Source organism: Streptomyces sp. (assembly GCF_035645055.1).
Taxonomy (GTDB): Bacteria; Actinomycetota; Actinomycetes; order Streptomycetales; family Streptomycetaceae; genus Streptomyces.
This window is the reverse complement of record NZ_DASQNH010000064.1, coordinates 168,950-182,261: the sequence shown is the minus strand read 5'-3', so window position 1 is coordinate 182,261 and position 13,312 is coordinate 168,950. Positions and strand designations below refer to the sequence as shown.

Below are 13,312 nucleotides of genomic sequence, written 5' to 3'. Positions count from 1 at the left end.
CGGACCCTGATATCGCCCCTGACGCACGGCGGGGGATCCGTGCGACGGTCCGCCCGTTCGAAGATCAGGGGAGTCTCGGGGATGGACCCTGATGCCCGGGCCCGCCCACCGTGTGACCATCGATGGCATGCCGGAAGCCGCAACCGCAGCAGCGCCACTCACCGAACCGCGGCCGCCGCGCAAGCTCTACCGCAGCAGTGACGGACGCTGGCTCGGTGGCGTGGCGCGGGGGCTCGCCGGACATCTCGGGCTGCCCGTGGTCTGGGTCCGTCTGGTCTTCGTCGGCCTGTTCATGGCCGACGGGCTCGGCGCGCTGCTGTATGCCGCGTTCTGGTTCTTCGTGCCGCTCGGCGTCGGCGGCGTCGACGCGGACCGGCCGCCGGCCTTCGTCGCCGCCGAGCCCTCGCCCGACGGCCGGCGCAGACTCGTCACCCGCAAACCCGACAAGGGCCAGATCGTCGCGCTGCTTCTCATGGTCGTCGTCGCCATGGTCTTCGTCAGCAGCGTGAATCTGGCCGGCGGCGCCAAGGCCTACTTGCTGCCCGCCGTCCTCGTGGGCGCCGGCGTGGCCCTGGTCTGGCGCCAGGCGGACAACGCCCGCCGGGCCCGCTGGGTCGAGGTCGGCCGCCGTCGGCGCACCCTCACCCTGCTGCGTGCCGGGGCGGGCGTGCTGCTGGTCACGGCCGGTGTCTCCGGCATCTTCGTCCTGCAGGGCTCCGCCGCCCACCTCGGCTCGGTGCTGCAGGCCGCCCTCGCCGTGCTCGTCGGCATCACCCTGCTCGCCGGCCCGTATCTGGTGCGGATGACCCAGGACCTCTCCGAGGAACGCCTGATGCGCATCCGGGCCCAGGAGCGTGCCGAAGTCGCCGCCCATGTCCACGACTCGGTGCTGCACACCCTGACACTGATACAGCGCAACGCGGAGAACGCGAGCGAGGTGCGACGCCTCGCCCGCGCCCAGGAGCGCGACCTGCGCACGTGGCTCTACAAACCGGAGGGCACCGGCAAGGACGAGGAGGACGAGCCCAGCACCCTGGGCGAGGCGGTGCGGCGCAACGCCGCCGAGGTCGAGGACAAGCACGGCGTCCCCATCGAGGTCGTGGTCGTCGGCGACTGCCCACTCGACGAGCGGACCGGCGCGCAGATGCAGGCCGCGCGCGAGGCGATGGTGAACGCCGCCAAGTACGGTGGCGAGGGCGGCGCCGTCCAGGTCTACGCCGAAGTCGAGGGCAGAACGGTCTTCGTGTCCGTCCGTGACCGCGGCCCCGGCTTCGACCTCGACGCGATACCCGCCGACCGCATGGGCGTCAGAGAATCGATCATCGGGCGTATGGAGCGCAACGGCGGCACGGCCCGGCTGCGGGCGGTGCCCGGCGGCGGCACGGAGGTCGAGCTGGAGATGGAGAGGGCGGAGAAGACGTCATGAGTGATCCGATCGAGGCGAACGGGACAGCGGGAGCGGCGGACCCGGCCGGGGAGCCGGCCGGCCAGGGCGCCGGTGACCGGAGGGCGCGGGTCGTCCTCGTCGACGACCACCGGATGTTCCGCACGGGCGTGCAGGCCGAGATCGGCCAGACCGAGCAGACCGGTGTCGAGGTCGTCGGCGAGGCCGCCGACGTCGACCAGGCGGTCACCGTCATCACCGCGACCCGGCCCGAGGTCGTCCTCCTCGACGTCCACCTGCCGGGCGGCGGCGGTGTCGAAGTGCTGCGGCGCTGCGCCCCGTTGATGGCCGATGCCGAGCGGCCCGTTCGCTTCCTCGCCCTGTCGGTCTCCGACGCCGCGGAGGACGTGATCGGTGTCATCCGGGGCGGCGCGCGGGGTTATGTGACGAAGACGATCACCGGCTCGGACCTCATCGACTCGATCTTCCGGGTCCAGGAGGGGGACGCGGTCTTCTCCCCGCGTCTGGCCGGCTTCGTCCTCGACGCCTTCGCCTCCACCGACGCCCCGCCGGTCGACGAGGACCTCGACCGCCTCACCCAGCGTGAGCGCGAGGTGCTGCGGCTGATCGCGCGGGGGTACGCGTACAAGGAGATCGCCAAGCAGCTGTTCATCTCCGTGAAGACGGTCGAGTCCCATGTCTCCGCCGTCCTCCGCAAGCTCCAGCTCTCCAACCGGCACGAGCTGACCAGATGGGCGACGGCACGGCGCCTGGTGTGACGGACGCCGGGGCGAGCCCCGGCGAGGGCAGGGCGCGGGGGCCTCAGCGGTGCCCGGGCCGTGCCGCCGGGTCCAGGGCCCGCAGCGCCCACCGGTAGTGCCGTACGGCCTTCACCATGCCGATCAGGCCCGTCAGCCAGAGAATCATGCCGATTCCCATGCCCAGGACGACGTCGGCGTGGGCCGACGGTCCGGGTTCCGCCTGCGCCGCCGTGGCGAAGGACGCCCACAGACCGATGGCGCCGACCAGCAGGGAGGAGAGCATCCAGAAGAGGCTGAGGCCGGGGGAGCGCAGGCGGGTGTCGACGGGCGGATGGGTGTCCAGGGCCAGCCAGGCGTCGATGAGTTCCCGTATCCGGCGGTCGCGGCGGACGGCGAAGACGACCGCGATGACGGACGGGGCGAGGGAGGCCAGACCGAGCAACGCGAAGATCGGGCCGAGGATGAACCCGAGAGGGTCTTTCTCCTCGATCTGCTGGAGCGGCAGTACGAGCAGCGACCAGCCGACGATCGCCGCGAGTGCCAGGAGCCACAGCAGGAGGATCCGGTGCACGCCGAGACTGCGCCGCCGCAGTTCCTCGAGCGCTCGGCCCCGGTCGGCCAGCAGCGCCGTTCGGTCCGGCCAGGTCCGGACGTGGGGCGGAGGCGGCGGCGGGGGCAGCGGGGAGCGGGGCATCGGGACCTTCTGAAGGGACGGAACTGCGGGGACCTGCGAAGCGGTGCTGCACCGCCTCGCCGCCCGACGCTACCGTGCCGTCGTGCCCATGCCATGTCCGTCACGAGTCGCGCGGCCCCCTCACACCACGCGCGTGGCCCCCGCGAAGGGCATCTCGTCGATCGGCGCCACCCGGACGGGAGCGGAGGGGTTGGGGGCGTGGACCATCTGCCCGTTGCCCACATAGATGCCGACGTGGCTGATGCCGGAGTAGAAGAACACCAGGTCGCCGGGGAGGAGTTCGGAGCGGGCGACACGGCGGCCGGCGTCGATCTGGGCGTAGGTCGTCCGGGGCAGGGAGACACCGGCGGAGCGGTACGCCGCCTGGACCAGGCCCGAGCAGTCGAAGGCGTCGGGGCCGGTGGCGCCCCAGACGTAAGGGCTGCCGAGCTTGGAGTAGGCGTAGGAAACGGCCGCGGACGCCCGGGAGTCGGGTGCCGCGACCGAGGTGCCCGGTGCCGCGAGGCCGTCCCGGGGGCCCGACGCGGCTCGTGAGGCGCGGGGCGTGCCCGTGCCCTGTGCCGTGAGCCGGGCCCGTTCCTCGGCCGTGAGCCGGGACAGCAGGTGCCGGGCCGTGGCCAGCTTGCCGGTGATCGTCTTCTTGTGCCGCTTCAGTTCGGCCTGACGGGAGGTCAGCGAGACCAGTTCGACGCGTGCGGCTCCGCGCAGCTGCTCGATCTCCCGCAGCTGCTTGCGGACGCGGGACACGGTGGCCGCCTGCCGGCTGCCGGCCCGTTCGGCGAGCGCGGCGCCGTCGAGGTACTGGTCGGGGTCGTCGGAGAGCGCGAGTCGCAGGGCGGGGGAGAGGCCGCCGCTGCGGTACTGCGCCGCGGCGACGGAGCCGAGGGCGTCCCGCTCCGCGTTGAGCCGTTCCTCCTTGCGGGCCGCCTCGTCCTGCAGGGCCGCCAGCCGCCGCTGGGCCGCGTCGGTCTTCTCCTGGGCGCCGTTGTACTTCTCGGTGGCCACCTCGGCCTCCTGGTACAGCTTGTCCACCTTGGCCTTGACCTGCGCCGGTGTCAGCTCCGGTTCGGCGTGCCCCGTCCCGTCGAAGGCCGTCGCGGTCGCCGCGCCCGCGAGCGCGATGGTCGCCGCGGTACGGGCTCGATGGCCGCCGGCCGAGCGACGCCGGGGCTTGCGGTGGGCTGCCACGTGGACTGCACGTCCTTTCCTGCGACCGGGAGACAACCGGCAGACGGCCGGGGGGTCCGGCGGCCCGGCGGCGGGCCCGGCACAGGGAATCGGGCCCGCCGCCGGACCTTCTCGGCGGAGACATCCGGCTGCCGCCCCTGGCCCGGGCGGCGGTGGGGAGCCGGACGTCTGGTGGAGGACGCTAGGCCCAGGTGTGCCGGAGCGGTAACAGGATGTACGGAAGTGGCGTGAGCGGACTGCCGGGTGACCGCATATGACCGTGTCCCGTGTCAGGAGCCGTCGGGATCACGCAGTGCGCTGACCGAAGTGACGATTCTGTGACCCCTGTGAGCGGCGGGGTGCTATGGCGCGCATATATCTGCCCGCCGTGTCTGCGTGGCCTCCAGAGGCGGCCCGGTGTCGGGCGGCGCAAGGGAAGCTGGCTAGGCTCCGGCCTCATGGACGTACTCATCCATCTCTTCGTCGGCCTGCACATCATCGGCATCGCCGCGCTGCTCGGCGGCTTCCTCACCCAGATGAAGGCGATGGGCCAGGGAACCGCCCGCTTCGTCCCCGCCATGCTGCACGGCGCCCTGACGATGCTGGTCACCGGCGTGGTCCTGGTCGGCCTCAACCAGGCCGACGACCAGACGGTCAACAACATCAAGATCGGCGTGAAGCTGGCCCTGCTGATCGTGATCCTCGGCCTCGTCTATGTGAAGCGGGACGAGGAGAGGGCGGACAAGGGGCTGTTCGGTTTGGTGGGCCTGCTGACCACGGCGAACATCTTCATCGCGGTGCTCTGGACCTAGGCTCCGGCCGCCGGTGCCGCGACGTGGAGGGCCGTACGGCGGCGCGGGCGGCGGCGGCCGCGCGGGCGGCGACCGCGACCCAGGCGGCCACCGCGATCCACAGCAGCACCTCACCCGGCCCGGAGAGCGAGGGCAGACCGGCGGCGGAGGCGACCGACAGCATCGCCGCCGCCGTCATCCCCATCGGGAACACCGTCGCCCAGCGGCGCACGTCGTGACGCGGCCGCGGCCGGACCACCTCGGCCGCGAGCAGGACGGCGTACCAGCACAGATCGAGCACCAGCAGCGCCAGGGTCATGAAGCGCAGCACGCCCCGGTCGTCGGCGTTCCACAGATACAGCGCCGGACCGTCGGCGGCGAGCAGCTTGGACCCCGCCAGCGCGGAGATCGCGAGCGCGCCGCCCGCCACCCAGTGGTCCCCGCCGCCCTCGAGCACCTGGCGTGGATCGAAACGGGCCAGCGCGAGTCCGTAGACGACGATCCCCAGCCAGAACAGCACCAGCGCCGTGTGCGCGAGCCACGCCGCGGACTCCGCCTCGGCCAGGGCCGCCCCGAGCACCGCCAGCCCCTGCGTCGCCACGCACGCCAGGAACACCGCCCCCGCCATCCGCCGCCGCCAGTGCTTCACGAGCAGCGCGAGCAGCACCGGCCACAGCACGGCGGCCAGCGCCAGCAGCGCCTCCGCCACGAGCTGCCGGTCCAGCGCGGAGAAACGCGCCCCCAGCACCGTCGTCGCCGCCACGGCGGTCAGCGCGGCGGGCGTGCCCGCCTCGGCCAGCCACCGTTGCCGCTGCCACAGCAGCCGTACGACGAAGTCCGCGGCCAGCGCGACCCAGGCGGCGCAGGCGAGCGCGAGCAGGACGAGAGAGAGCACCTCGTGGCCCGACAGGCCGAGGCCGATGGAGACGACGCCGGTCGCCATCACGGCGGCCCCGGCCGCCGGCGGGCGCTGCGCCCACCAGGCGCGGAGGGGGGAGGTGCCGGGCATGGGCCGATGCTAAGGAGCCCTGAGCGCCGTGCGAGCGGGGCACGCGCGCGGGCGCGCCGGAAACCACGCGAAACCACGCGGGCGCGGGCCCGCAGGTCCGCTTCCGGGGCTTCGCGCGTGCCCCGTCTCGCCCCGGCCTCGCCTCAGGCCGGGCGCACCACGCTGTGGATCGACGACTCGCCGTCGTAGTAGATCGACTCCTCGCGGACGTACGCCCCGGGCTTCGGCGCGTGGATCATCATGCCGTTGCCGATGTAGACGCCGACGTGGGTGACGTCGTCGTAGAAGAAGACCAGGTCACCGGGCTGGGCGGCGGCGAGGGAGACCGTGGTGCCGCTGGCCACCTGGTCGTAGGTGGTGCGCGGGAGGGTGACGCCGGCGGCCTTCCAGGCGGCCTGGGTGAGGCCGGAGCAGTCGTAGGAGCCGGGCCCGGTGGCGCCCCATACGTAGGGCTTGCCGATCTGGGCGCGGGCGAAGGCGATCGCTTTCCCGGCCTTGGCGGCGTACGCGGAGCCGGTCGAGGCGGAGGTCTCGCCGGTGCCGTTCGAGGAGGTCGACGAGCCGCTGTCGGCCTCGCCCCGCGCGGTCTCCCGACCGGCCGCCGCCACTGCCGCCGCCTCCTCCTGCTTGCGCCGCTCCTCGGCCTCGGCCTGCTGCCGGGCCAGCTCCGCGGCCCGGCGCGCCGCCTCCTCCTGCTTGCGCTTCTCGATCGCCGCGAGCCGCGCCTTCTCCTCGGCGGTCAGCTGCGACAGCAACTCGCGCGCGGTGGCGAGCTTCTTCTGGACGGTCGCCTTGGCCGCCTGCAGTTCGGTCTGCGACTCGGTGAGCGTCTCCAGGCTCTCGGAGGCCTCCCGGCGCTTCTTCATCGTCTCGGACTGCTGGGCGAAGTAGTCGTCGACCGCGCCCTTCTGGCGGCTGGTGAGCCGGTCCATCAGGTGGGTGCGGTCGAAGTAGTCCTGCGGGGAGTCCGCGAGCAGCAGGGTCGTGGTGTCGGGGGCGGCGACACCGGTGCGGTACTGGGCGGCGGCGTACGACCCCAGCTCCTCGCGCGCCTCGTTGAGCTTCTGCGCGCGCCGGGCGACGTCGTCCAGGAGCGTGTCGACGCGCTTGCGCTGCTTGGTGGCCCGCTCCTTGGCCGCGTTGTACTTCTCGGTCGCCGACTCCGCCTGGCGGTAGAGATCGCCGACCTTCTTCTCGACCTCCTCCAGGCTCGGCTTCCCGTCGGCCGAGGGAGCGGCGTCGGCGGTCTGCGAGAGCAGGGCCACGGAGGTGAGGGCCGCGGTGGCGAGGGCGGGGGTGCGTATCCCGGCCACGCGCGGGCTGGGACGCGACTTGCGGTGCGACGCCAAGGGAGGCGACTCCTTCCATCGGCCGCCTGCCGGGTCAGCGGTGGGGTCCCTCCAGGCCGTTCGGGCACTGGGGGAGGGTTCGGGCGGGGGTTCGGAAGGGTTGCCCTACGGTCCTCCCGCGAGGGGAGGGGCCGATTCACCCCAGAGTCGGTCGGGTACCCGGCTCCGGCCGCCGTGGGGGCGCCGGACTCGGCGGAGGCCGCGCGGCCCGGCGACGTTCGCCGGTGGGGGCCGTGCGGCCTGCCCGGAACGGTAGCCAACTCGTGTGGCTCGTGTGAAGGTTGGTGGGTGATATGCCCGATACATTTTCGTGACCTTCCGAGCGGTGTCGCTCGCCGTCGCCGAACCTGAGCGGGGCGTGGCCGACCTGCGGTGGAACCGGACGGCCGGCCTGCGGTGGAACCGGACGGCCGGCCTGCGGTGCGACCGCACGGGCGCGGCCGGTGACGGGCCCGGTGCGTGAGGCCCACGGAACCGTGGCGACTGTGATGTTCTCCGGGCGGCCCTCGGTTGTCAGTGGGGCGCCCTAGACTCGGAGAGCGATGAGCAGCCTCTTTGACGACAGCTTCCTGGCGGACCTCCAGGCCCCGCGGGCCCATGCGGAGGAGCCCCCGCCACCGCCCGAGGACGAGCACGTACCGGAGCCGTTTCCGGACGATCTGTTCGGCGGGAAGTTCGACGTGCCCCCGGACCGGGACCAGTACTACCGTGACGGCGCACCCCGCCCTGCGGTGGACTCGGCCGCGCTTCTGGAGGGGCTGAACGACAACCAGCGCGCCGCCGTCGTCCACTCCGGCTCCCCCCTGCTCATCGTGGCCGGCGCCGGCTCCGGCAAGACCCGCGTGCTCACCCACCGCATCGCCTACCTGCTGGCCGAGCGGAGCGTGCACCCGGGCCAGATCCTCGCGATCACCTTCACCAACAAGGCCGCGGGCGAGATGAAGGAGCGCGTGGAGCAGCTGGTGGGCCCGCGCGCGAACGCGATGTGGGTGATGACCTTCCACAGCGCGTGCGTGCGTATCCTGCGCCGTGAGTCCAAGAAGCTCGGCTTCACCTCGTCGTTCTCGATCTACGACGCCGCCGACTCCAAGCGTCTGATGGCCCTGGTCTGCCGCGATCTGGACCTGGACCCCAAGCGCTTCCCGCCCAAGTCCTTCAGCGCCAAGATCAGCAACCTGAAGAACGAGCTGATCGACGAGGAGGACTTCGCCGCCCAGGCCTCCGACGGCTTCGAGAAGACCCTCGCCCAGGCCTACGCCCTCTACCAGTCGCGGCTGCGCGAGGCGAACGCCCTCGACTTCGACGACCTGATCATGACGACGGTCAACCTGCTGCGCGCCTTCCCGGACGTGGCCGAGCACTACCGCCGCCGCTTCCGCCACGTCCTGGTCGACGAGTACCAGGACACCAACCACGCGCAGTACGCCCTGGTCCGCGAGCTGGTCGGCACCGGCGAGCACGACGAGGACGTGCCGCCGAGCGAGGCCGACCTCCCGTCCGCCGAGCTGTGCGTGGTGGGTGACGCCGACCAGTCGATCTACGCCTTCCGCGGCGCGACCATCCGCAACATCCTCCAGTTCGAGGAGGACTACCCGGACGCGACGACGATCCTGCTGGAGCAGAACTACCGCTCCACCCAGACGATCCTCTCCGCCGCCAACGCGGTCATCGAGCGCAACGAGTCCCGCCGCCCCAAGAACCTGTGGACCAACGCCGGCCAGGGCGCCCGGATCACCGGCTATGTCGCCGACACCGAGCACGACGAGGCCCAGTTCGTCGCCGACGAGATAGACCGCCTGACGGACGCGGGCGAGGCGAAGGCCGGCGACGTCGCCGTCTTCTACCGGACGAACGCCCAGTCCCGTGTCTTCGAAGAGATCTTCATCCGCGTCGGCCTGCCCTACAAGGTCGTCGGCGGCGTCCGCTTCTACGAGCGCAAGGAGGTCCGGGACGTCCTGGCCTACCTGCGGGTCCTGGCCAACCCCGAGGACTCGGTCCCGCTGCGCCGCATCCTGAACGTGCCCAAGCGCGGCATCGGCGACCGCGCGGAGGCGATGATCGACGCGCTCTCCCAGCGCGAGAAGATCAGCTTCCCGCAGGCACTCAAGCGCGTCGACGAGGCGTACGGCATGGCCGCGCGGTCCACCAACGCGGTCAAGCGGTTCAACGCGCTGATGGAAGAGCTGCGCACGATCGTCGAGTCCGGTGCCGGACCGGCGACGATTCTGGAGGCGGTGCTGGAACGCACCGGCTATCTCGCCGAGTTGCAGGCCTCGACCGACCCGCAGGACGAGACCCGCATCGAGAACCTCCAGGAACTCGCCGCGGTCGCCCTGGAGTTCGAGCAGGAGCGCGGCGAGGGCGAGACCGGCACACTTTCGGACTTCCTGGAGCAGGTCGCGCTCGTCGCCGACTCCGACCAGATCCCCGACGAGGAGGACGGCGACGGCGTCATCACGCTGATGACCCTGCACACCGCCAAGGGCCTGGAGTTCCCGGTCGTCTTCCTCACGGGCATGGAGGACGGCGTCTTCCCGCACATGCGTGCCCTCGGCCAGACCAAGGAGCTGGAGGAGGAGCGCCGCCTCGCCTACGTCGGCATCACGCGCGCGCGGGAACGGCTGTATCTCACCCGGTCCTCGATGCGCAGCGCCTGGGGGCAGCCGCAGTACAACCCGCCGTCCCGCTTCCTGGAGGAGATCCCGCCGACGTACGTGGACTGGAAGCGCACGGGGGCCGTCGCCGCTCCGGCGGGCCCGGTCTCGGGTGTGGCGGCCTCGCTGTCGTCGTCCCGCTCGCGCTCCTCGGCGTCCGGGGCCTCCGGGTTCGCCACCCGCCGCACCGCGGAGAAGCCCGTGGTGTCCCTGGCCGTCGGTGACCGGGTCACGCACGACCAGTTCGGGCTCGGCACCGTGGTCGCGGTGAAGGGCACGGGCGCCAACGGGGAGGCGACGATCGACTTCGGCGACGCCAAGCCGAAGCGGCTGCTGCTGCGGTACGCGCCGGTGGAGAAGCTGTAGCCGGAGCCGGAGCCGGAGCCGGTGCCGGTGCCGGTGTCGTGAGAAAGCCCCCGCCGGACAGGGCGGGGGCTCTCACTGGAAGCTCCGGATCCGCAGCAGGGATTACGTCGGGTCCAGACCGTGGCTGCGCAGCCACGCCAGCGGGTCGATGGCCGAGCCGCCGCCCGGACGGACCTCGAAGTGCAGGTGAGGACCGGTGGAGTTGCCGGAGTTCCCGGAGTACGCGATCGGATCGCCGGCCTTGACGGTCGTACCGGAGGCGACGGTGTAGCTGGAGAGGTGGCAGTACCAGGTCTCCGTGCCGTCCATGGCGGTCACGATCATCATGTTGCCGTAGGCGCTGTTCCACTCCGTGCGGACGGTACCGTCGGTCGCGGCCATCACGGTCGAGCCGTACGAGACCGGGAAGTCGATGCCGGTGTGCTGCGACATCCAGTTGATGCCGGCCTGGCCGTAGTACGCGCTGAGGCCGTGCTGGGCGACCGGGAGGGCGAACTTGGGGCGGAGCCGCTCCTTGCGGGCCGCCTCCTCGGCGGCCCGCTTGCGCTCGGCCTCCTGCTGCGCCTTGAGGTCGATGCGTTCCTGGGTACGGCTGACCCGGTCACCGAAGTCGTCCGCCTCGGCGGACAGGCTCTCCAGCTGGGTGTCCAGCTTGTTGTTGGCGGTGGACGGTTTCACCGGCTGGGCGTCGGCCGCGGTCGTCGAGGACTCCTGGGGATCCTCCGAGAAGGTCCCGACGGAGGCGGCGGCGATGCCCGCCACGCCCATCACACACGCCGAGGGCACCGCGACGGTCAGCAGCGCGGAGCGCTTGGCGGGCGTACGGCGGCGGGAGCGGGACCCGCGGGGGGCCGTGCGCGGGGCCGGGGCGGAGCTGGTCTCCTCCTGGCCGTCGAGGAGGTCGGTGACGGCGGGCAGTTCACCGGTGTCGGCCAGGCCGTCCTCCGGCGGAACGGTTTGCCCGGACTCCTCCAAGGAGGTGCCGCCGTCGTAATCGACGTCCTCGTAGGACGGGGCGTCTTCGTAGGACGGGGCGTCTTCGTAGGCCGAGTGGTTCTCGTAGGCGTCCTGCGCGACCTGCTCGAAGGTGGCGGTCGCCTGCTGCTCGGCGTCGCCGCCGGCGGTGTTCCACTGGGTGGCGTCGTACGCCCCGGTGTCGAAGGCCTGAGTGCCCCATTCCCACTGCTGGGTCTGGTCGGCCGGGCCGCCGGACTGGTCCGGCTGGAGCCAGGCGCTCGCGTCCCACTGGCCGCTGGTGTCGGGGGCCGTGGACTGCTGCGGGAGACCGCCGAGTTGCTGGTAGCCGGCCGACCAGGTGGTGGTGTCGTAGGCGCCGGTGTCGTAGGCGGCGTGGTGCTGGGCCGCGTACGGGTCCTGGTTCAGGGTGTGGTGGCTGCCGGTGGACCACTGGCCGCTGTCGTACGCCCCGGTGTCGTGGCCGCTGTTCAGGTCGCCGAAGAGGGGATCGGCCTGGAACGTCGTGGTGGCGGAGGCGGCGGGATGGCCGCCGGTTTCAAAACCACTGGCCGGGTACTCGCCGTATGTGGTGAAGTCGCCGTAGTGGGCTTCCTCGGTGCCGTACGGCGCGTAGTGCGCCGAGGCGGCGTCGGAAGCCGGAGCCGGGGTGGTCATGCTCCCCGACGGGTGACGGTCGTTCACCAACTTCTCTTTCGCCTCGACAACAGGGGCTGCCAGAGCAGTGCGGCGACTGTACCCGGCGGTACGCGGGCACGACAATCTTCAGCAGGTTTCGTGCCCGAGGGAAACGGGCATTCGGCCGTGTTTCGGGGGAGGGCGGGCACGACTTTGGCTTTGTGTTCGAAGAGTGTTCGATGTCGGACGGCTGTGCGGCGTCACTGAATCGGCTGTTTCGCCAGGCGTCGGGTGTGACCGAGGCGCACCCTGGCTCAGGCCACGGTCATGTCCTCGGTGCGCGAGGCGGTGTCGGTTTCCCCCTGTCCTTGACCTCGACCCTGGCCCGGATCCTGACCCGCGAGGTCCAGGGCCTGTCGTATCCCTGACGCGACGGCCGGATGGACGGGCAGGGCGAGATGCCCGATGCCGGTCACGCGCACGTTCCGCGCGGACAGGTCCGGATGGTCGATGCGGGCGGCCTCCGGCGGGTCCATCACATGGTCCAGGTCGCTCCAGAAGCTGACGAAGTGTGTGCGGCAGCCGGGCGCGGGTGCCGCCAGTTCCTCGATCACCTCGGAGCCCGGGCGCATCTGCCGCACGATCGGGTGGGCGCCGGCCAGCCGCGCGACCCGGGTGCCGGAGTGCGGGGTGCCGAGCGTGACCAGCGTGCGCACGCGCCGGTCACCGCCGAGCCGCTGGACGTAGTAGCGCGCGATCAGGCCGCCGAGACTGTGGCCGACGATGTCGGCCCGTTCGCTGCCCGTGCGCTCGCAGATCTCCTCGACGTGCCGGCCCAGCAGTGCGGCGGCGGCGCGGATGTCGCAGGTCAGCGGTGAGTAGTTGAGCGATTCGACCCGCTGTCCGCCGTGCCGGGCCAGGGTGCGGCGCAGCAGGACGAAGACCGAGCGGTTGTCTATGAAGCCGTGCAGCAGGACGACCGGCGGGCGGGCGGGTGCGGGGAGCCGGGGCGCCGGCCGCGGGCCGGGTGACGGAGTGGCGGGGCGTCGCCGCTCCTGGGTGATGCCGGACGGATAGAGCAGGAGGTGCCCCGCGAGGATCGCGACCTCCAGGGCTGTCGCCTTCAGGAGGGCCAGGGAGAGTCCGGTCGGAGCGCTCGGGAGGAGACGTCGGCTGAGCGGGGGGAGGGGCAGTGGGGAGAGGGGCGGCAGCGCCCTGATGAGCGGTAAGACCTTCATGGCCGGTCTCCTGTCGGCACGCGGGAGGGCGGCTCCGTCCCCCGTGTGCTGGTGAGGGAGGCCGCGGCGGAGGGGGCGACGGCGGGGCGAGCGTGGGCGGCCTCGCCCGGCACGCGTGCTCTTCGTCCGTAGATCGACGGGCCGCACCACCGGGCCGCGCGGCATGCGGCGCGAGGGTGCGGTGTCCTCGTGACGGCTTCCGTCGCGCAGGGTTCCGGCCCGGCCCGTGGGCCCTCGGCTGCTGCGGCGGGTGGGCCGCGACGGCTTGGAACGGTGCGCTGCGAATGTGTCCCACGTGTGATTTCC

At 72.1% G+C, this 13,312-nt stretch carries 11 protein-coding genes; 5 read left to right on the top strand and 6 right to left on the bottom strand.

All coding sequences use genetic code 11. The features are described 5' to 3' along the window. Nucleotides 1-91: 91 nt before the first annotated feature. Nucleotides 92-1,426 carry a PspC domain-containing protein gene (locus tag VE614_RS21585; RefSeq protein ID WP_324939496.1) on the top strand — a complete coding sequence of 445 codons (1,335 nt, stop codon included), beginning with the start codon at nt 92-94 and terminating at the stop codon, nt 1,424-1,426. Beyond that, nucleotides 1,423-2,163 (top strand): response regulator transcription factor, encoded by a 741-nt coding sequence (locus tag VE614_RS21580; protein ID WP_324939494.1) that lies wholly within the window; start codon nt 1,423-1,425, stop codon nt 2,161-2,163. The genes VE614_RS21585 and VE614_RS21580 overlap by 4 nt, the downstream gene beginning before the upstream one ends. Before the next feature lie 43 nt (nt 2,164-2,206). Here VE614_RS21580 and VE614_RS21575 read toward each other — a convergent pair whose 3' ends face one another. Together VE614_RS21575 and VE614_RS21570 are read right to left on the bottom strand one after the other, a co-directional pair. Next, complete coding sequence (locus VE614_RS21575; protein WP_324939491.1) at nt 2,207-2,839, bottom strand: hypothetical protein; 633 nt, start codon at nt 2,837-2,839, stop codon at nt 2,207-2,209. Nucleotides 2,840-2,959: 120 nt separating this feature from the next. Then, nucleotides 2,960-4,027 (bottom strand): C40 family peptidase, encoded by a 1,068-nt coding sequence (locus VE614_RS21570; RefSeq protein ID WP_324939488.1) that lies wholly within the window; start codon nt 4,025-4,027, stop codon nt 2,960-2,962. A gap of 437 nt (nt 4,028-4,464) precedes the next feature. On the opposite strand from VE614_RS21570, the gene VE614_RS21565 reads away from it, so the two are divergent. Further along, nucleotides 4,465-4,818 (top strand): hypothetical protein, encoded by a 354-nt coding sequence (locus VE614_RS21565; protein WP_324939484.1) that lies wholly within the window; start codon nt 4,465-4,467, stop codon nt 4,816-4,818. Here the strand turns inward: VE614_RS21565 and VE614_RS21560 are convergent. Continuing rightward, nucleotides 4,796-5,806 carry a tellurite resistance/C4-dicarboxylate transporter family protein gene (locus VE614_RS21560; RefSeq protein WP_324939482.1) on the bottom strand — a complete coding sequence of 337 codons (1,011 nt, stop codon included), beginning with the start codon at nt 5,804-5,806 and terminating at the stop codon, nt 4,796-4,798. The two genes, VE614_RS21565 and VE614_RS21560, sit on opposite strands and share 23 nt — an antisense overlap. 143 nt (nt 5,807-5,949) lie before the next feature. After that, nucleotides 5,950-7,155, bottom strand: a complete 1,206-nt coding sequence (locus VE614_RS21555; protein ID WP_324939479.1) for a C40 family peptidase — start codon at nt 7,153-7,155, stop codon at nt 5,950-5,952. Between the two features lie 310 nt (nt 7,156-7,465). Here VE614_RS21555 and VE614_RS21550 point away from each other — a divergent pair, with 310 nt between their 5' ends. Further along, entirely contained in the window at nt 7,466-7,618 is a 153-nt protein-coding gene (locus VE614_RS21550; protein ID WP_324939476.1) for a hypothetical protein, read from the top strand. A 79-nt stretch (nt 7,619-7,697) separates the two neighbouring features. Further along, nucleotides 7,698-10,175: a DNA helicase PcrA gene (gene pcrA, locus VE614_RS21545; protein WP_324939473.1), complete on the top strand. Its 2,478-nt coding sequence runs from the start codon at nt 7,698-7,700 to the stop codon at nt 10,173-10,175. A 102-nt stretch (nt 10,176-10,277) separates the two neighbouring features. Here pcrA and VE614_RS21540 read toward each other — a convergent pair whose 3' ends face one another. Continuing rightward, entirely contained in the window at nt 10,278-11,834 is a 1,557-nt protein-coding gene (locus VE614_RS21540) for a peptidoglycan DD-metalloendopeptidase family protein (protein WP_324939470.1), read from the bottom strand. A gap of 248 nt (nt 11,835-12,082) precedes the next feature. Further along, the gene (locus VE614_RS21535) at nt 12,083-13,006 is read right to left on the bottom strand and encodes an esterase/lipase family protein (RefSeq protein ID WP_324939467.1); all 924 of its coding nucleotides are present in this window, start codon (nt 13,004-13,006) and stop codon (nt 12,083-12,085) included. Nucleotides 13,007-13,312: the final 306 nt, after the last annotated feature.